Consider the following 20,667-nt stretch of genomic DNA (forward strand, 5'->3'; position numbering starts at 1 on the left):
ATCGTCAGTTCGAGTATTTTATTAAAAGCATAAGAATATTTTTGGGTAACCTACCCTGAGCACATCCTAAGGATTTCTTCGTCAAAAATGGACGTACTAAAAAAACATTAAAACAACATTTCGATACTTCGTCTTTGCTCTTTACACGCCAAGATCAGTGTAACAGTTCTGAATAATACAAAACCCAAAACCAATCAACATTATCAGTCTGAACCTGTAGAAAACTAATTAGTAATGCATAAAACCACTACGTCATTTCCTTCATTTTCAAGTAATAAAAGGTAAAATGATTCAGATTTCAGGTTTTTTGTATAAACATCTAACAACTTGAGTGTTATAGATTATTGTAAGAATATTTTGCAAAAGCAATGAGATCATGTTTGGTTTTTGTATAGGTCAATTTATTTGTTTCTCATTAAGCATTGAGTATAATTGATTTACTAAATAAATAAACTATGCTTAAAAACAAACAATCATTTTTCAAAATGCTGGTAGCTTTATTGCTATCAGTACATTCTTTATGCATTACTGCTCAAGTGGTTAATATAGGTAATGGAAGCTACACAACAACGTTTCCAGGTACCGATGCCGCTGGTAGAAATGGGTTTCCTTCGGGTTCACCTCAATTAAGTGGTAATGCTATTGGTAAACCAGTGCCAACCAATGACTGGTGGTCAAAATTAATCAAGGAAAATCATGCCGATAACCTGTTTAATTATCCAATGACCATGAAAACAACCAACCAAGGTTTAATTGTAACCTATATTCCTTGGGGACCAATCGGAGATTCTGCACCAATTGAGATTGGTCTAACAGGTTTAAATGCTTCTATGGCAACCGTATCAGACTATTCAGACTGGACAGTTACTATGAACTGGAACGACGGTGCACACGACCTTAAAGCAACATCAGGTATAGGAATGCCTTTTGTCTACTTTGATAAAGGTAGTAGCGATACTGTTGAAATTACAATCAACTCTGGTATCGTAACTATTTCAAATGAAACCATTACAGTACAAGACGCTACTTCTGGATCAGATTTTGCCATTTATGCGCCAACAGGGAGTACTTGGACACAATCGGGTTCTACCTATACATCCACGCTAAACGGAAATAATTATTGGTCTTTAGCTATGTTACCACTAAGTACTTCAGATGTCAATGCAATGGCGCAAGAATACAAAAAGTACGCCTATGTATTTCCTACCAATACGGTTACCAATTGGAGTTATGATGAATCCAATTCAAAATTAACATCAACATTTACTGTAACTACTGATGTAAAAGAAGGAACAGATACCAATGTATTGTTAGGATTACTACCGCACCAATGGAATAACTTATCCGCTGGCTCAACAACACCAGACGAATATAGTTACGACACGGTTAGGGGAGAGCTAAAAACCTTAGACGGCAACAGCTTTGAAGTAGAAAATGTTTTTAAGGGCATACTGCCAACACTACCAAATTTAGGGCAGTACAGTGCAGGTTATGATCCTGCTGAATTAAACAGTAAAATTGCAGCGATACAAAACGATCAATTAGCAACTTGGACAGATTCTTACAATGAAGGTCAGGTAATGAATCGTTTAATACAAACAGCCAGAATAGCAGATCAAGTAGGTAATACTGAAGCAAGAAACACCATTGTTAGCACCATAAAAGAACGATTAGAAGATTGGTTAACCTATCAGTCTGGTGAAGTGGCATTTTTGTATTATTACAATGATACATGGTCTGCAATGTTAGGGTATCCTGCTGGCCATGGTCAAGATAACAACATCAATGACCATCATTTTCATTGGGGATATTTTATTCATGCAGCAGCGTTTATGGAACAATTTGAGCCAGGTTGGGCTGCACAATGGGGAGATATGATTAACCTATTGGTGCGCGATGCTGCTTCTGATGATAGAAATGATGCCTTATTTCCTTTTTTAAGAAACTTTAGTCCGTATGCTGGCCACAGTTGGGCAAATGGATTTGCAACCTTTCCACAAGGAAATGATCAAGAATCCACATCAGAAAGTATGCAATTTGCTTCGTCATTAATTCATTGGGGAGCAATTACAAATAACGATGCCATAAGAGATTTGGGTATATTTATCTATACCACCGAACAAACTGCTGTAGAAGAGTATTGGTTCGATATGTACCAACGAAACTTTTCCGCATCACATCCTTACGAATTTGTGTCTAGAGTTTGGGGTAATTCCTATGACAATGGCACATTCTGGACAGGTGATATTGCGGCATCTTACGGCATAGAGCTCTATCCTATACATGGTGGCTCTTTATATTTAGGTCACAATCAGAGTTATGCACAATTACTGTGGTCAGAGATCTCTGCTGATACTGGTGTATTGAGTAACGAAGAAAATCCAAACTTATGGCACGATACGTATTGGAAGTTCCTAGCTTTAACGGATGCTCAAAGTGCAATTAATTTGTACGATTCTTATCCTAATAGAGCGCTTAAGTTCGGTATTTCTGATGCGCACACTTACCATTGGCTGCACAATATGAATGCTTTAGGCACACCAGAAGCTTCAATTACAGCAAATGATCCTCTAGCAGCAGCGTTTAACGATAATGGAACCATCACCTACGTAGCACAAAACTATTCAGGTACAGCAACAACAGTAACATTTTCAGATGGCTATGTGCTAGATGTTCCTGCTTATACCTTAGCTACAAGTAGAGATATAGATATTACAGGAGTTTTATCTGCTAATCCTACTGACCCTAACGAAAATGATAATGTAGAATTATCTGTAAGTACTACAGGCGCAGGTATTACCAAAGTAGAATTTTATCATAACGGAACATTGTTAGGCGAAGATACTACTGCACCTTACCAATACACACTTCCTAATATTGCTTTAGGCATACACAATGTCTATGCGAAAGTTTATGAGGGCACATCTTCTATTGTTACCAACATTGTTACATTAACCATAGGTGATCAAGTACCGTATTTAGGATCGCCAAGCATAATACCTGGTGTAATTGAAGCAGGACATTACGATCTTTTTGAAGGTGGAAATGGCCAAAACATAGCGTATTTTGATACTTCTATGGACAATCAAGGCGGTTTTAGACCATCAGAATATGTAGACGCAGCAACAGATGCCACAGAAGGCGAAACAATCGGTTGGGTTGCAGCAGGTGAGTGGTTAGAGTACACGGTAGATGTACAAACTGCAGGATGCTACAATTTAGATATCCGTTATGCATCAGGCAATACCAATGGAGGAGGCCCTATTAAGTTTGAAGTAGATGGTGCGCAAGTAAGTCAAGATATCATATTTTCATCAACAGGAGACTGGGGAAGTTGGAGTACAAAATCTACAAGCAACGTCAACTTAACTGCTGGTGTACACGTTTTGCGATTAACAGCAACAAATGGCGAAGTTAATTTAGGTAGAATGACCTTTACTTACAATGATGTGGTATGTGCAGAGCCAGGTAATAATACAGGGCTACCATTTTATTTTGAAACCACACCAGTAACGGCAGATTTTACTAATTTTGATGGTGCTACAGCCACTGTAGAAGCAGTTGTTCCACCACAAAGCACAGGAAACAGTAGTGCCAACTTAGCCAAAATTGTTAGAGATGGCGGACAAACTTGGGCAGGGGCTTTCATTAACCTTAATGATGCTTTAAACTTTAACACAGCACAATATATTACCCTAAACCTCTGGACCGAAGCTCCTATAGGCACACAAGTACTTATGAAACTAGAGCAGCAGAGTGGTGGTTCTACCTTTGAGTTATCAACACCAACAACGGTTACAGGAGAATGGGAAACATTAAGTTGGGACTTTGGTGCCCTTGGTGTAAGCCCATACGATAAGCTAGTATTTATGTTCGATTTTGGAAACGTAGGAAACGGTAGCGCAACATCTACATTTTATTTTGATGATGTTATGCAAGTATCTTCCTTATCTACCAATGCTTTTGAAACCAATGAAGTAAAACTATATCCTAACCCTGTTGGTAGTAAGTTGTTTATAGAATCTAACATTGACTTTTCTAAGGTAGAAGTATACTCGCTACTAGGAGAAAAACTTTTTGAAGTTTCAAATAACCCTAATACTATAGATATGCAACAGTTATCAAAAGGGATTTACTTTGTAAAGCTATATTCTGAAAATTCATCTATAACCAAGAGAATAATTAAGAATTAGGTATAATCGTATTATACTGTATTACTAAAATAAAAAGCGAAGAATGGGATAACAATAATTCTCATTCTTCGCTTTTTTTTATGACTTAGAGTCTACATCTCGTACTATTATCCCCAAATGTCAGTCTGAGCCTGTCGAAGACGAATTACTAAAACAATAACCACACCGTCAGTTCGAGTGTTTTATTCGAAGTATGAGAATAAAATGTATCGAGAACCAAAAAAAAGATACCCATAAAGATCATCAAACCCCAATTCCGACACAGTCGGAAACCGCTGTCAGCAGTATAATAACCAAAATCCGTTAAGAATGGCTGAAGCCTTGGAAGCCATTTAGGATTTTGGTTATGGTTTTAAGGGCACCATAAGTGCTCTTAAAAATACCTCTTGACAGCAAAGCACTTTTTGGTTCGTTTTTGGTGCATCAAAAATGAACATAAGATTTTGGTTACGCTACGCATTATACTTTCATTTAAAACAGTGTTTCAAATTCAGTAGTGTAAAGTCCTAAATAACCCCAAACCAATACCAAAAATAAGGTTCACCCGTATCTAAGTCGGGTCTAATCCAGATCAAAAGCGACTCAAACCCAGATAAACCTCGGATAACAATCGGGTAAACATCACAACATACAACAAGATAGCCACCAAAAACCAGCACTCTCAATCATAATATACTTTAATCTAAAATGTCCTATAATTTATATTATGTAAAATACATAGTGAATTAATAACTACTCTACAATGTATTTCTAGTGTATCATAAAAAGATCTATCATACCACAGATTCAGGATTTATAAGATACTTATCAGCATACTGTTTAGTAAAGTGTGCACCAAATAATAATATTAAACTAGAATACGACACCCACAGCATAATCAAAATTATAGAGCCTGCAGCTCCGTAAGTAGAACCAGGTTCCATAGTATTAAAATATAATGCCAGCAGATATTTACCAATCATAAACATTACGGTTGTTAATGCGGCGCCTACACGTACAGATTTCCACGGGATTCTCGCGGATGGTAAATATTTAAACATCGTAGCAAACAAGATATAAATAAAGCCAACCGACACTAACAAGTCCACCAAAAACAACAAATCGAACATATCTTCTGGTAATAACTCATTTAGTTGTCGACTAAAAGTGCTTAATAATGAGGTCAACACCAAACTCACTAACAACAAAAAGCCTATAACCAGTATAAATCCAAAGCTTTTAGCACGACTTACAATGGTTGCTAAAAGGCTGTTTTCGTACCTTGGATGATTTCCCCATATATTATCTAAAGCACTCTGCACCTGAAAAAACACTCCTGTAGAACCGTACAACAGCGTTCCTATACCAATGATGGTCGCCATGATTGAAGTGTCCGCACTACTCCTATTGTTTATCATAACCCGAATAGCATCAGCGGCATCAGGTCCTATGGCGCTAGATATTTCACCCAGTAACTCCCCTTGTACCAAGTCTTCTCCCCAAACACTGCCTACCACTTTTAAGATAATAATGATGAGTGCTGGTAAAGACAGTATGCCGTAATATGCTACAATTGCACTGTGTTTAAAAGGATCTCCTTTGTACCAAGATTTACCTGTATTAACCAGTAATCGTGGGATATGCTGTATTTTGAATGATTCGGGTGTTGTCATTAGTCATGCATTACCCCATATATTATCTAAAGCACTCTGCACCTGAAAAAACACTCCTGTAGAACCGTACAACAGCGTTCCTATACCAATGATGGTCGCCATGATTGAAGTGTCCGCACTACTCCTATTGTTTATCATAACCCGAATAGCATCAGCGGCATCAGGTCCTATGGCGCTAGATATTTCACCCAGTAACTCCCCTTGTACCAAGTCTTCTCCCCAAACACTGCCTACCACTTTTAAGATAATAATGATGAGTGCTGGTAAAGACAGTATGCCGTAATATGCTACAATTGCACTGTGTTTAAAAGGATCTCCTTTGTACCAAGATTTACCTGTATTAACCAGTAATCGTGGGATATGCTGTATTTTGAATGATTCGGGTGTTGTCATTAGTCATGCATTATAAGTAAATCTAAAGTTTGATTTTTAGAGTGCTTAGCGCATTTGGTTGAAATACTATTCTTAATGACATTGGATATTATAAATGCTGTTTTTGGAGTGCATATTTGTTAAAAATCAGCACTTTGCCGAGGAAAGGCATCCGTAAAGCAGATATTTTTTATGTAAAACTGGTTTGATGGTATTTTCGTATATAGATTCCCTCAGCTACTTAAAACCTATTATTATGGACACAAACTTTTCTTTGTTCAACCAGATCAACAGTTTATGTTATTGGTTGTTAACGTACAGCGACTACAGAACTTCTGTGAACCTTAATGCCGAAAACGACACATATAGTGTCTGTATTACTCATGCTGGTATTGAGCTTTATTCTAATTGTATTCAAGGATTTAGCAAACGTAATCCACGCTTTTTAGAGCATGAATTGGATGCTATTGTTGCAGGTTTGTTACATTTGAAGCAGAATGTTGCTTTAGAAACGGCTTAGACTGATATTAGCAATTAGGTACTGTTATTCTGTAAATGGTTCTCGATACTTTTTATTCTCATGCTTCGAATAAAACACTCGAACTGATGGTTTTTTATTAGGCTTTTACTCTATTCAACGTTTATTAATTTATCTTGACAGGCTCAGGTTAATATTACTTAGTTATTATGTCACCCTGAACTCGGTTCAGGATCTATTTAATTGTTTTTTTTCTTATGTTCATTTTGTCTTGATACAAAACGAACCAAAAAATCAAAACGATTTTTAGGAAGTTGCAAGCACCATTCGCTGATAACTGCTTATCTTGTATTTATATTCTTAATTGTTCTTCAATCCTAGATTTGAGTATTTAAGATTGATAAGAGCTCATTACTTCTGAAAATCGTTGCTTCCGACTGTGTCGGAATATGGGTTTGATTCTCTTTGTGGTTAATGTTGTATTACTAAAACGTCTTCGACAGGCTCAGACTGAAAACATCTTTCATGTTTGATGAGATCCTGAATCGAGTTCAGGATGACATGGCAACAAAGAGTTTAGGTTTTTAAAGTAATATTACTTCAATTGTTCTGTGAGCCAAAGTGGGTTTTTATTAAAGACTTTCCAATCCTTTTCTAGGGCTTTGTAGAGTTTATCGAGTTCTGTAAAATCGGTAATACCACTACTCTCTTCTGCTTTAAGTGATAATATATAATCCATTAATTCATAACAGGTTGTGAATTGTCCGCAAGCGATTAGTGTATCCATTCTATTTTTCTGAATATCGGTTTTATCCCACCATAAAGTGGTTGGTGTTTCAGATGCTGTAAGGCATACACTTTTTAAACTTTTGGAAGGTTTTGGCTTTATATGGTCATTATAATTTGCTTTAGTATAAGGAGTGTCTTCTCCGTTGAGTTTATACACGGTTGATGTTAAGCGTTTATTATTTAAGCTCGACTTGGAATAGAATAAGTCATAATTGAGTCGACGCATTTGCTTAAGAAACACATCGTTTATCATTTTAGCAGCAGATGTTGCACGTTCGGTGAGCATACGCTGCACCAAGGAGATATCTAGCTTTTGAAAGGTAAGAATATCATCTAGCAAAGGTTCTGGAACATTCTTTTTAAAGAGATTTTTTAGTTTACTAAGTGTAAAACCTTTTATGGTTGCGGCTAAGAGTCCTAAAATGGTCATGGTGAGTCCGATTCCCATGATGACACTACCAACGATATAGAGTGCTGTCCAGGCATTACCTTCACATTCAAAATAAGAACCAGCTAGCACAATGATGAGACCTATCAGTAAGGTAATCCAATAGATAGGTTTAATAGTAAAATATTGCAATACCTTATTGACTGCCTTTTGAACCGTTGATGTTTTTTCGATTTCCGCAGTATCAGGTTGCCAAGGAGTCATTTTGTAACTTCCAACATCATTGACCATAATAAGATCGAGTTTCCCTTTCATACGGTCATTGATTTTCATCATACTACCAATGCCTTGGTTATCGGCAATACCACCATCCATAATCCCTACTCCATCAATATAGCAATCCAATCCTTTAAGGTTTTTATAAGCTTCCGAATTTTGATCTTGGAAATAATCATCAGGAAATACTAAAGGTTCAAAACCCAAAGGAAAACATGATGATGAAGCTATAGCATCACTGAGCTGCACCTTATTTCGTAATGCATCGACTTCACTTCTATTGCTATTGTATAACGGACTATTTCCAAAGAATCCTTGATTCTGAAAACGATACGTTAACCCGAACGAAAAGTCTGTAGCATTAAAACAGACCTGTTCAATATGCTTTATATTGTCTTTATTGAACAATTCAAAATCACCTGAAAAGATGGGCATTTCGGCATAAGTCAAAGCAAAGGCATTGATGAGTGAACGTTTTTTATGACTGTTTTTCCAGATGCTATCATCTTCCAATTTAGCAATGGCGGTTTCTAAAAGTTTATCATTTTCTGGTGTAAAGGTGTTGTAAAACTCTTTGAAAAAGGTTTTGAAATCGTAATCAGGATGTTGAAGTGCTTTCGCAAAGCCAACACCCAATAAAGTTCCACCACTAACGGTACTGATGGCCTTTACGGATTTTAATAAGGATTCATTTTTATACGAAATATGATCTAAATAAGATACTACGCCTAAAGCAAAGAAAGTAGCTCTGTAACCACCACCGCTAAAGCAAAGTCCTATATTTTCGAATGGTTGGAATTGATGACCTGACATACTTTTATAGTTTTACTTTGCTATTACCTGTGTTAATTCCCCAATGAATTCCGAATAAAGTCACCAGATTATCATCTTCATTCACGCTAAAATCCTTACCAAATCCTCCTGTAATACTGATGTCTTTATTGATCGTAAAACGAATGTTTCCTACAGAGCGCTCACTATCTATAGTACCTTTTCTGGAAATATACTCGTAACCTACACCTAGTTTACCAAATTCGAATTCTAATTTTCCACCAAAATCACGATAGTAATTTGTGAAGAAATCTTCTGGACTTGTAGTATTGAAACCATCTTCAATATAACGAGCTGTCAATAATAGATTGAAATAGTTATTGGTTTTGGCATCGCTACCTTCGTTTAGAATGATACTGGTTTCGGATGTTAACCACGATCCAAAGCGTTTTACGGTCCCAGAAGAAATGGAATTTTCCTTAAACAAGGTACTGTAACCAATGGCAGCATCGAGCCTGAATTGCGGTTTGATTACTTTTTGGTAAGGTTCTAAAAGTGCATTGATTTCCTCTTGATTGTCGTTATAATACGCTTGGATAGCTTCTGGTCCTTGTGTAAGTACTTCCACAGGAACTGTTATGTTAGACAATGCTGTTGCCATACCAATCGTATTAGCATGTACTTTTTCTTTGTTATAAAAACGGAGCAATGTTGTACGGACTCCTATGGAATATGTTTTACGTTCGTCTGCTAAGCCTGAAAATTCTTTATCTACATAAGCAAAGGAAATAGTAGTGGTATTGAGTCCACTAAAAGGATTCTGCTTGAGTTTCTTGGTTTCTTCATCTTGCGTGACTCCAATATACTTCTGATAGGTTCTGTCCTTTCGTTCTTGATTGATGAGAAAATATGGAGTAGCTTCTACAGACAAGCTTTTACCAAAGTTATCTAAGGCATGAATGGCGAGCGCTTTTAGATTTTCTGGAGTGTAAATAGCTGTTGGTGTTTCTTCTACCAGTACAAATGCTGGAGTTGAGGCGTTAGCTAAAGTAAATTCACTCAAATCTACCTGTTGCGCTTGAAGTGTTAAGCCAAAAGCGCATACTATACTTAATGCTAATTTAGTTCTCATCGTCTTCGGTTTTTTCAAGTTTTAAAACTACGTAAGACATAAAGAGCATAGGATTGATCTTTACCTTTTCTGCCACAAAAGATTCCGTAATCGTTTCTGTAGAAATAATACATTCCACAATAGTGGTTTCCATCACGGCATCTATGAGTCCTCCGCTGACAAAGAAATTAGAAACTACAGATAGTGATTTTCCGTCGAGATCATCGATAGTACCAAGCTCAACATTAAAATTATTGGTAATACTTTTTTTGACCACGACATCATCGAGATGCACGTTAGAGCCGACATTGGCATCAGAGCTGATTTTGACCGTAAGCTTAACGGTTTCCCCTGTTTTGATTTTTAAGGTTTCCATTGGTGTATTTGGTTTTAACGTTAAAAACGATACTAATTTGTACTACTGTTACTGCTAGAATTATAGCGGTAATAGTACGTAAGGGAATTTGTAATTGTTATAGCAAGAGGGTCAACAAGAGTGTGTTAAAGGTATAAAATCTTTGTGAATTTTGTTTGATATAGGATTGGTTTTTAGTTTTGATATTGTCTTTGATAGGCTCGGACTGACATTAACATTCAAATGCTGTCATCCTGAACTAGTTTCAGTATCATTTTTTTATACGTTCATTTTGTATTCGTCAATATTCATTGTTTAAGAACTCATGATATGCTTCGCAGTTCTTGATACAAACCCTTCGACTGCGCTCAGGACAGGCTACCTAAAAAATCAAAACGATTTGTAGGAAGTTGCAAGCACCATTCGATGATGGTTGTATATTTTGTTTTATTATTAATAATTATTTTTTAATCCTTGATTTGGATCTTTAATATTGATAATTACTTATTACTTCTGAAAATCGTTGGTTCCGACTATGTCGGAATTTGGTTTTGATTCTCTTTGTGGTTAATGCTGGATTATTAACTCGTCTTCGACAGGCTCAGACTGACAATATCAATAATGAATTAAATCCTTAAACAACACTTCGTCAAGCTCAGTGTGACAGTTCAGGATGACAAAAATCAATGACAATGGCTTCTTTTAGATTTTTGTCAAACTGTCATTTCTTTGAACGTGATACCGAGTTCGGATTGGATATCAATAATCTTTTGCATTTCGCCAGGAATGATAAGTGCGATGGATTGACCTGTTTTACCAGCTCTGGCCGTTCTACCACTACGATGGGTATAATAGTCTAAATACTCTGGTAATTGATGGTGTAACACAAAAGCAAGATTATTTACATCAATACCTCTGGCGGAAACATCAGTGGAAACCAATACTTGTAGACTTTCATTTTTAAAGGCTCTCATAACCTTATCGCGTTCTTTTTGCTGCATGTCTCCTTGTAAAACATCAACAGCAAAACCTTCGTGCTGTAATTGTTGTGCTAAGGTTTTGGCACCTGCTTTTGTTCTGCAGAAAATAACTCCTCTATCGTCTTTGCGTTTATCCAAAATTCGGATAATCATATTGACTTTATCTTTAATATTAGTCTGTACGTAATGGTGAGAAATATTTTCATTAACTAAAGCGTTTTTGTTCACCTCTACTCTAGCCGCATTTGGATCCATGTAGTTTTTGATCATACTCTTTATATCCTGAGGCATAGTTGCTGAAAACAACCATGTTTTTCTGTTGCTGGTATTGTATTTTAGTATTTTGTTTAAGTCTTCCTTAAAACCCATACTCAGCATTTCATCCGCTTCATCAAGTACCAAGGTCTTTACATTAGAAATATCCACTGCACCACGCTCTACCAAGTCTAGCAAACGACCTGGTGTTGCCACTACGATATGTGTTGTTCGATTTAATGCTCGCATTTGAACATCCATCTTTTCGCCACCGTAAACGCCTTCAGCAAATATCTTTCCATCAATATACTTAGTGAATTTAAAGAGTTGCTTCTGTATTTGTTGAACCAATTCTCTGGTTGGAGCTATTATTAGTGCCTGAACTTCATTCTTATTTTTATCAATAGAATGTAATAGCGGTAATCCGAAGGCAGCTGTTTTTCCTGTGCCTGTTTGCGCTAAACCTATTAAATCTGTTTCTGCCTCCAATAATATTGGAATTACTGCAGCTTGAATTTCTGTAGGGTTTATAATGTTGAGCTCTTTAAGAGCTTTTATGTAAGGCTTACTTATTCCAATATCTTTAAAAGTCGTCATAGTCTTATAATTATTTTACAAAGGTACTTGTGTGAAGTAGAAAAACTAAGTTTTAATCTAAAAAAAACGACAGTAGATTTTACTGTCGTTTTGTTGTAATAACCGGTTATTACTATTTGTCATCAACACTAACTTGAGCTAGTGGTTGAATTTGCGGCTTTAAACGCTTGTACAAATCGAATTGTGGTTTTGTTAGTACATTGCGCATTTCCATGGTTTCCGCTTTTCTTAGTTTATATAGCATATTTAGTTTAGTTTTACCTTTGAATTCGTTGTGAATTTTTTCTTCTCTAATGAGGTACTCTTCTACTTTTTTTTCGAATAACGTAAATTGCTTACCATCCAGACCTAATTGGTCGTCATATGTTTTCGTAATTTTTGTGGCTATGCTTTCTAATGCTTTATTATCCTTTTGCATAATTGGATCTTGAGCCGAAAGTTGTAATGTAAATACTATACCTAATATAAATAAAACTGTTCTCATGGTTATTGTGATTTTATGGTTTACTATAATATAACAGCAGAAACTATATGAGTCAATTTTTTTAAGATTACTTAACGGAATTGAGGTTGTTTTAACATTGAATTAATAGTTTACAACATGACATGTAAACTATTATAAATCAAAATTTAACAAAAACTTATTTAAACACATGTACCTCATGAATTCTTGATCAGACTTAGATAACATCAATGTTTTATTAGATCCTGAAACAACACTTCGATACTTCGTCTTTGCTTAGTACAGACTCAGCTCAGTGTGACAGTTCAGGAAGACAAATCTTTGTGATGATTGGCGATATAATTTATTCCCATACTCCGAAAATGAAATATGTAGTTTATTTAATACTAGAGATTATTCTTCTGGCGGATAACCATGGATTTCCTCAAACTTCTCATCAAAATTGGTACGTAAATAGGTGTTCAATTTCTTTTGGTAGTCGTCCTTTAACCATTTTAAGAAGTTGTAGGTGCTTTTACTAATACACTTTGCATAGATTTCAATACGCTGATTGATGTCTTCTTTTAATAATTTAGCTAAAGCCAAAGCATCATAAACATCTTCACTATTCTCTATACAAATTTTTGCATGATGCTCTATAGAACGCTCTAAAACCACTTTTGAAGATTCACCATTAGCTACTGCATCTTTGTAGGTTTGGCGAATATCAAAGTAAGTATCTTCTGACTTTGAAAATTCGTCTTTGATATCGTCCGATAAGTCATGCTTAAAATTAGCTTCAATAGCTTCATCACTCTTTATTCTATCCGCATACCAGTTAGGCGACTTAAAGATTAATTGCCAATCTAAATCAGCTCCCCAAGGTCCGAAACGATACAAGTTATTCCCTAAATCAATAATTGTGAACTTGGATTTATTATTAAGAATACGCGATCCACGACCAACCATCTGATAATAAAGCGTCAACGATTTTGTTGCTCTGTTAAGAATGATAGTGTCAATAGTAGGTTCATCAAAACCTGTAGTTAAGATACTAACAGACGTAAGTACAGCATTTGGTGTTTCGTGAAACCAATCTAATATTTGCTTACGTTGCTTTTTGGTCGCCGTATTATCTAAGTGCATAATAGGAATACCAGCTTCTCTAAACGCATAGTAGACACTTATTGAAGTGTTGATACCATTGTTAAATATTAAAGTCTTCTTCCCTAGTGAATGTTTTTTGTAAGCGTCAATAGTTTTCTGCAACATAGCAGGACTAGAGTATAAATCTTCGGAAGATTTCACGGTATAATCACCATTAGAACCAACCTCAAGAGATGTTAAACCCATATCGTAAGCGTAAGTCTCTGCTCGTGCTAAGAATTCGTTTTCAATAAGGTTTTCAATGGTTTCACCTGTAATAAGTTCATCGTAATTACCTTTCATTGGTAATTCTTTATTAGAACTTAAAGGAGTTGCGGTAACACCGAGGATGAATGAATTTTCAAAAAATTTAAAAAGCTTTGTAAATGAGTTGTAATGCGCCTCATCTATAATAACCAAACCAACATCAGAAATGTCTAGTTTGTCGTCATTTAACCTATTGTTTAAGGTCTCAACCATGGCTACAAAACAAGAATAATCCGCCTGATCATCTAAATTAGCCTTACTGCTTACCACTTTATTAGTTACACCAAAGCTCGTTAACATTTTTGAAGTTTGGTTACACAACTCAATTCTGTGTGTCATAACCAAAACTTTTTTATTGTGATTTTTTAGATATTGGCGCACCATTTCGGAGAAAATAACCGTTTTACCACCTCCTGTTGGCAATTGGTATAGCAGATGGTAATCGTCTGGAGCGGTATCAAACTTTTCAAAAATCTTATTTATTGCACCTTGTTGGTAATCGTATAATTCTTTGTCGGTCTTTTTTTCTTGAAGAGCTTGATTGTTTTGAGACATAAATGAAATTTCGGGTTTTTAAATTGAGGTGCAAATTTACAATTCTTTGTAGCATAAAAAAAGCACCTATACAATATAGATGCCTTTCCTAGTTTTAAGTGTTGAATGTTATGTATTTATAATGGATCCATCTGCTCTGAACTCCACATCTTTATTTTTCCCTTTTTGTTTAAATTCTACATCGTAGAATACACCTTTAGTAGCACTATCTACTTTTTCTATTTCAGTTATTTCCTCGCTACCATAATTGTCCTTAATAGAGTTTTTTATAGCTTTAGGTAGCGCTTTCTTGTCAATACTTGTTTCCGTTTCAACCCAAGAGCCATCAGCATTAAAGTCTGCTCTATACTTTACACCATCAATTTTGAAGTGTGCTTCGTAATACCCATGATCGTCTTGATGCCAATCTGGATCATTCTCACCTGGATATTTAGCCTGAAAGGTTTTCTTTACAGCTTCAGGTGTTTGACCTTTAGTGTTATTATTACAACTCAAAAGTATTGCTGCACATAGTATAAATATCTTTTTCATAACAATTTCTTTTTAGTTATTCACAAAGTTAATTTTACCACAGGCTTGGTTTTAACTTATATAGTAAGAATTATTGTTCATATCGTTTACAGGTTCATTTTTGTTCAACATATATGAGACAATATTAATTCTATATTTACGTTTCAAAAATTGAATAAAATTTTTAGAATTAGTTATTTTCCCTCTATGAAGTACTTTGCTTTTTGTGTTGCTTTGTTTAGCAGTATTACATTTTCATTTGCCCAACAAGACTCTACCTTAACTTCATTAAAAATTAAAATCCCAAACACCTCTCTTTTTGATAAGTCAGAACAGATTAAAGAAGTTGAAATTCCATTAGTAACTTCCGATGCGCTTCCTGATATCAAAGCTGAATTTTGGGATACCACAGTCTATAATCCTTATAAAGATATTGAGGTTAAGTTTCCTTTACAGCTTAAATTTACAGATACCACATACGCTTCGCCTGTTGCCCATAAAAAGGTAATTACGTCTCGCTATGGATGGCGAAGAGGACGACCACATCAAGGCATCGATATTGATTTGGTTACAGGAGATAGTGTTGTTTCAGTTTTAGATGGCATCGTTCGTTTTGCTGGTTACAGTTATGGTCATGGAAAAACAGTTGTGGTTAGACATTATAACGGCATGGAGACAACGTATGCACACCTCTCTCGTATTAATGTTAAAGCTAACGACTCAATAGCTAAAGGCGGATTCTTAGGCAAAGGTGGAAACACAGGAAACTCTAGAGGAAGTCATTTACACTTGGTTGCAAGTTTTAAAGGTGAAAGAATTCATCCTGAATATTTATTTGATTTCTCACCAACCAATAAAATTAGAGCTCAAGAAATATGGGTAACCCAAGAGTGGACGCGTGCTATATTTCACAATTCAAGACGTGTGAGTAAAGTAAATGTTCTGGAGTCCGAAGAAGCTGCCTTAGCTAGTCTAGTTAAAGAAAAAACGATTTACACAGTGAGAAAAGGAGATACATTGTATGGTATTGCAAGGAGAAATAATATTCCGATATCTCTAATTTGTACTTCCAATAAAATCAAAAAGTCCTCTCCGTTAAAAATTGGACAAAAGTTAGTCTTAGAACTTTAATAAAATAGTCTTTTTTCATTTAGAAATTTCTGTAATTTGCAGGCTGATTAAAACCGAAGTGTATTGAAAGTTTGTATTGCCGAAAAACCTAGTGTTGCCAGAGAAATAGCTTCTGTACTTGGTGCTACCACCAAGCGAGATGGTTATTTTGAAGGAAATGGATATGCTGTAACTTACACCTTCGGACACCTTTGTACGCTTTGTGAGCCTAGTGACTACAAGCCTTATTGGAAAAGTTGGGATCTTAACAACTTACCTATGCTTCCTGACAAATTCAAAGTAAAGGTTGCCAATAATGATGGTATAAAAAAACAATTCAAAATTGTAAAAAGTCTTTTTGATAAAGCTGATGTGGTGATAAACTGCGGTGATGCCGGACAAGAAGGAGAATTAATACAGCGTTGGGTTATCAATGAAGCAAAATACAAAGGTAAAGTAGAACGTTTGTGGATTTCGTCTTTAACGACTGAAGCCATAAAAGAAGGTTTTGACAATCTAAAACCCTCTGAAAACTATGATAATCTTTACTACGCAGGCTTTTCAAGATCTATAGGTGATTGGCTTTTGGGTATTAATGCCACACGACTTTATACTGTGAAACATGGTGGCTACAAACAGGTATTGTCTGTTGGTCGCGTGCAAACTCCGACGCTTGCTATGCTTGTTAACCGTTATAAGGAGATAGAAAATTTTGTTCCTCAGCCGTATTGGGAATTACAGACCATGTATAGAGATACGCTGTTTAGTTATGAGGAAGGTCGTTTTCTTAAAATGGAAGATGGTGAAAAACTAGCAACTAAAGTTAAGGAACACGAATTTGAAATAGAATCCATTACCAAGAAGAAAGGTACAGAGTATGCTCCAAAATTGTTTGATCTTACAGGTCTTCAAGTATACTGTAATAACAAGTTTGGTTTTTCGGCTGATGAGACGCTTAAAATTGCGCAACGCTTGTATGAAAAAAAGGTAGTAACGTACCCTAGAGTAGACACCACTTTTTTACCTAACGATGTTTATCCTAAGGTGAAAAACATATTATCAAAACTCACTGATTATTCTGAACTTACAACTTCTATATTAAATAAAAAAATAAAGAAATCTTCTAGAGTTTTTAATGATAAAAAAGTTACCGATCACCATGCTATAATTCCAACAGGAATACAAACCCATTTACAACCTGCCGAGCAACAAGTTTATGACATTATAACACGACGATTTATAGCTGTTTTTTATGACGATTGCAAGGTTTCTAACACTACAGTCATTGGGAAAGCAGCTGATGTTAACTTTAAGACCACAGGAAAAGAAATCTTATCCAAAGGATGGCGTGTTGTTTTTGAATCTGATAGCTCGAAAAATAAAGGTGAATCCATACTTCCTTCATTTGTTAAAGGTGAAAAAGGACCTCATGAACCCTCTTTTTTAGAAAAGCAAACTAAGCCACCAAATCAATATACTGAAGCTTCCCTTCTACGCGCTATGGAAACCGCAGGAAAGCAAGTAGATGATGATGAGCTGAGAGACCTTATGAAAGAGAATGGCATTGGTAGACCATCTACCAGAGCCAATATTATTGAAACGCTCTTTAAACGTAAGTACATCAAACGAAATAAAAAGCAAATTCTACCTACTGTAACAGGTATTCAGCTGATTGATACTATTCAAAACGAATTATTAAAATCGGCGGAATTAACTGGAACTTGGGAAAAGCAACTAAAAGATATTGAGAAAGGCAAGATAAGTGCCAACGCTTTTATTAAAGGTATGAAGCGCATGGTTGATGCTTTGGTCTATGAGGTAAGAAGTGAAAAAGTAGAAACCCGTATTTCGGCAGTAAATAACAAGCCTACATCATCACCAAAAGCGAAAAAGAAAAGCAAATCCAAATCATTAGTTGGGAGTGACTGTCCTAAATGCAAAAACGGTCAATTATTAAAAGGAAAATCGGCTTATGGATGCAGTCTTTATGGTAAGAGTTGTGATTTTACACTCCCCTTTAGTTTTGCAGATAAAAAGATTTCAGAAAACCAATATAAACGGTTGTTGAGTAAAGGATCTACCGTAAACTTAAAAGGGTTTAACGTACAAGGAAATTCTATTGAAGGTTTATTACGTTTTGATGATAATTTTAAATTGAAATTAGAACCGAAACAAACGGCTAAAAACCTTTCTGTTAACGTTGGTGATACTTGTCCAAAATGTAAAACAGGTAAAATACTGAAAGGTAAAACCGCTTTCGGTTGTAGCAATTATAAATCTGGATGTGATTTTAGAGTGAACCTTTAGATAAACATCTATGACACTATGAGATCCTGAAACAACACTTTGGCAAGCTCAGCGTGACTGTTCAGGATGGCAAAACAAAACGTTTGATTATATAACTAAAATGTCAGTCTGAGCTTGTCGAAGACTGCTTAAACTACACTTCGACAAGCTCAGTGTGACGCAAAAGCTAATTAGATTTTATCGGTATATAAATATCCTCTTCAGAATCAGGACTTCCGTTTTTATAGTCCTCTCCCATAATCTGAAAATGAGGTCTATCATCTATTGTGTAACCTGATTTTGGTAGCCATTCCGTCATAATTTTTTCATACAAGCCTTGGATGTTCATTCCTTTCAATGTAAAAACAGCATAATCACCGCTTGGTATTGCATAAGATAGTATTCCGTTAGGAATATTTTCAAAATCATGAACTTCAACAGCTGCCCAAATCGTATACTCATCAACACCTTCATTGTTTATGTTATTTGGAAATAACTGAATTGCAATCAACTCATTAGTTGCTACATTTTTAATCTTATACTTTTCAGGCATGAATTGTCTCCAGAGTTCACCAATTTTATGAGGCTCATTTCTATTTATAGTTGATGATAATCCAACGACTTTCCTTTCTGAGCAGTTTATAATCTTAGGATTCATGAGTTGATTTGTATTTTGAGTTTAAAGATAAAAAAAGCACAAGCGTTTTGGCTTGTGCTTTCTCAGAATTAACAACTACCTCGATTATATGACTACTGTTGCTAATTCTACCCTAACTAAACTAAATTTAATATTTTACATTCCTGGAAGTACAACGGTATCTACCACATGAATAACTCCATTGGATTGGTTAACGTCAGCAATAGTAACTTTAGACATATTACCTGCACTATCTTTAAGAACAACAGCATCACCATCCATCATAGCCCAAAGCTTAGCACCATTTACGGTTTTAAACATCGCTTTACCATCTCCTTTTTTAATAGCTTTCATTATATCTTTTGCGCTGTATTTACCTGCTAACACATGATAAGTAAGTACAGACTGAAGTTTTGATTTATTCTCTGGTTTTAATAGTGTTGCTACGGTTCCTTCTGGTAATTTTTCGAAAGCAGCATTAGTTGGAGCAAAAACTGTGAAAGGTCCATCTCCTTGAAGTGTTTCTACCAATCCGGCAGCCTTAACCGCAGCAACAAGGGTTGTATGGTCTTTAGAATTTACAGCATTAGATACTATATCTTTAGAAGGATACATAGGAGCTTCACCTACCATTTTTATACCTTTTTCCTTTTTCATGTTTTGAGCCATTACTGTTGTGCTAAACACCAACGCTATAGCTAACATTAAGCTTGAAATCAAATTTTTAGTTTTCATCGTTTTAAGTTTTAAAGATTAACTGTTCACGATACTTACGATATTTTACATAAGGCGGTTTTAAAAAAATGAAAAAATGCTAGATATGTATAATCAAAAAATAAAAAGGCCATTATAGTTTTATCATATAATGGCCTTGAATATAAAGTTTTGTAATTCTTAGATTTCTACTTTTTTTACTTTTACAGCATTCATTCCTCTCGGTCCTTTTTCAAGTTCAAAAGTTACTTTATCATTTTCAGTAATGTCATCAAGTATGTTACTAACATGTGTGAAATATTTTTCATTAGTTTCAGTATCAATGATGAACCCGAAACCTTTTGAGTTATCGAAAAAAGAAACTTTACCGTTTCTAACAGGATCAAATTCCTCTTCAATATCTTCTTTTTTAGGAATTCCTATTTCAATATTTTTTGCTTTGATTTTAACTTTTTGGGATGGGTCTGGCGGAGTATCTGTTAGGTTTCCGTTGTGATCTACATAAGCTATCGGAATACCTCCTGTACCATTTTCTTCTTTCTCGAGTTTACGCGCTTCCATTTTTTTACGCTTTTCCTCTTTTTTCTTTAAACGCTTTTTTTCTTTTTCTGTTTTACTAAATGTCTGTTGTGATCTACCCATTCGTTGTTTTAAAGGTTAATAAATACTTGCCGCTTATGAAAGTTGCAGACAAACATTATTAACTTAACAATAAATTGTGTGAACTACAAAATAATAACTAAAGAATGTTATTAATGCGGTGAATCTTTTATATACTATTGC

The 20,667-nt window shown here is 35.4% G+C and carries 16 protein-coding genes; 4 read left to right on the top strand and 12 right to left on the bottom strand.

Going from position 1 to position 20,667, the window contains the following annotated elements; all coding sequences use genetic code 11:
- Positions 1-455 precede the first annotated feature (455 nt).
- Positions 456-4,193, top strand: coding sequence for a glycosyl hydrolase (locus tag QGM60_RS14085; RefSeq protein ID WP_281140887.1), 3,738 nt, complete (start codon positions 456-458; stop codon positions 4,191-4,193).
- Between the two features lie 773 nt (positions 4,194-4,966).
- Here QGM60_RS14085 and QGM60_RS14090 read toward each other — a convergent pair.
- Both QGM60_RS14090 and QGM60_RS14095 read right to left on the bottom strand, forming a co-directional pair.
- Positions 4,967-5,845 carry a YihY/virulence factor BrkB family protein gene (locus QGM60_RS14090; RefSeq protein ID WP_281140888.1) on the bottom strand — a complete coding sequence of 293 codons (879 nt, stop codon included), beginning with the start codon at positions 5,843-5,845 and terminating at the stop codon, positions 4,967-4,969.
- A gap of 3 nt (positions 5,846-5,848) precedes the next feature.
- Entirely contained in the window at positions 5,849-6,238 is a 390-nt protein-coding gene (locus QGM60_RS14095) for a YhjD/YihY/BrkB family envelope integrity protein (RefSeq protein ID WP_281140889.1), read from the bottom strand.
- 235 nt (positions 6,239-6,473) lie between these two features.
- Here QGM60_RS14095 and QGM60_RS14100 point away from each other — a divergent pair, with 235 nt between their 5' ends.
- On the top strand, positions 6,474-6,737 hold the full coding sequence (locus tag QGM60_RS14100) for a hypothetical protein (protein ID WP_281140890.1): 264 nt from the start codon (positions 6,474-6,476) through the stop codon (positions 6,735-6,737).
- Positions 6,738-7,290: 553 nt separating this feature from the next.
- Here QGM60_RS14100 and QGM60_RS14105 read toward each other — a convergent pair.
- The 7 genes from QGM60_RS14105 to QGM60_RS14135 all read right to left on the bottom strand — a co-directional run bounded on the left by QGM60_RS14105 (position 7,291) and on the right by QGM60_RS14135 (position 15,158).
- Positions 7,291-8,961, bottom strand: a complete 1,671-nt coding sequence (locus tag QGM60_RS14105) for a patatin-like phospholipase family protein (protein WP_281140891.1) — start codon at positions 8,959-8,961, stop codon at positions 7,291-7,293.
- 4 nt (positions 8,962-8,965) lie between these two features.
- Positions 8,966-10,051, bottom strand: coding sequence for a hypothetical protein (locus QGM60_RS14110; RefSeq protein WP_281140892.1), 1,086 nt, complete (start codon positions 10,049-10,051; stop codon positions 8,966-8,968).
- Positions 10,041-10,406, bottom strand: a complete 366-nt coding sequence (locus QGM60_RS14115) for a hypothetical protein (RefSeq protein WP_281140893.1) — start codon at positions 10,404-10,406, stop codon at positions 10,041-10,043. Before QGM60_RS14115 ends, QGM60_RS14110 begins: the two co-directional genes overlap by 11 nt.
- A 692-nt stretch (positions 10,407-11,098) precedes the next feature.
- Entirely contained in the window at positions 11,099-12,217 is a 1,119-nt protein-coding gene (locus QGM60_RS14120) for a DEAD/DEAH box helicase (protein WP_281140894.1), read from the bottom strand.
- A 112-nt stretch (positions 12,218-12,329) separates the two neighbouring features.
- Complete coding sequence (locus QGM60_RS14125; protein ID WP_281140895.1) at positions 12,330-12,701, bottom strand: hypothetical protein; 372 nt, start codon at positions 12,699-12,701, stop codon at positions 12,330-12,332.
- A gap of 372 nt (positions 12,702-13,073) precedes the next feature.
- Positions 13,074-14,627 carry a DEAD/DEAH box helicase family protein gene (locus tag QGM60_RS14130; protein WP_281140896.1) on the bottom strand — a complete coding sequence of 518 codons (1,554 nt, stop codon included), beginning with the start codon at positions 14,625-14,627 and terminating at the stop codon, positions 13,074-13,076.
- A 108-nt stretch (positions 14,628-14,735) separates the two neighbouring features.
- Positions 14,736-15,158 (bottom strand): PepSY-like domain-containing protein, encoded by a 423-nt coding sequence (locus QGM60_RS14135; RefSeq protein ID WP_281140897.1) that lies wholly within the window; start codon positions 15,156-15,158, stop codon positions 14,736-14,738.
- Between the two features lie 186 nt (positions 15,159-15,344).
- Here QGM60_RS14135 and QGM60_RS14140 point away from each other — a divergent pair, with 186 nt between their 5' ends.
- Entirely contained in the window at positions 15,345-16,268 is a 924-nt protein-coding gene (locus QGM60_RS14140) for a M23 family metallopeptidase (protein WP_281140898.1), read from the top strand.
- Between the two features lie 63 nt (positions 16,269-16,331).
- Positions 16,332-18,554, top strand: a complete 2,223-nt coding sequence (locus QGM60_RS14145; protein WP_281140899.1) for a type IA DNA topoisomerase — start codon at positions 16,332-16,334, stop codon at positions 18,552-18,554.
- Positions 18,555-18,720: 166 nt separating this feature from the next.
- Here the strand turns inward: QGM60_RS14145 and QGM60_RS14150 are convergent, their stop codons facing one another.
- The 3 genes from QGM60_RS14150 to QGM60_RS14160 form a co-directional block, all read right to left on the bottom strand.
- Positions 18,721-19,191, bottom strand: a complete 471-nt coding sequence (locus QGM60_RS14150) for a GyrI-like domain-containing protein (protein ID WP_281140900.1) — start codon at positions 19,189-19,191, stop codon at positions 18,721-18,723.
- A 135-nt stretch (positions 19,192-19,326) separates the two neighbouring features.
- Positions 19,327-19,905, bottom strand: a complete 579-nt coding sequence (locus tag QGM60_RS14155; protein ID WP_281140901.1) for a fasciclin domain-containing protein — start codon at positions 19,903-19,905, stop codon at positions 19,327-19,329.
- 159 nt (positions 19,906-20,064) lie between these two features.
- Entirely contained in the window at positions 20,065-20,526 is a 462-nt protein-coding gene (locus QGM60_RS14160) for a cold shock domain-containing protein (protein ID WP_281140902.1), read from the bottom strand.
- Positions 20,527-20,667: the final 141 nt, after the last annotated feature.

The organism is Winogradskyella sp. SYSU M77433, from assembly GCF_029911945.1.
In the GTDB taxonomy this organism is placed as follows: domain Bacteria; phylum Bacteroidota; class Bacteroidia; order Flavobacteriales; family Flavobacteriaceae; genus Winogradskyella.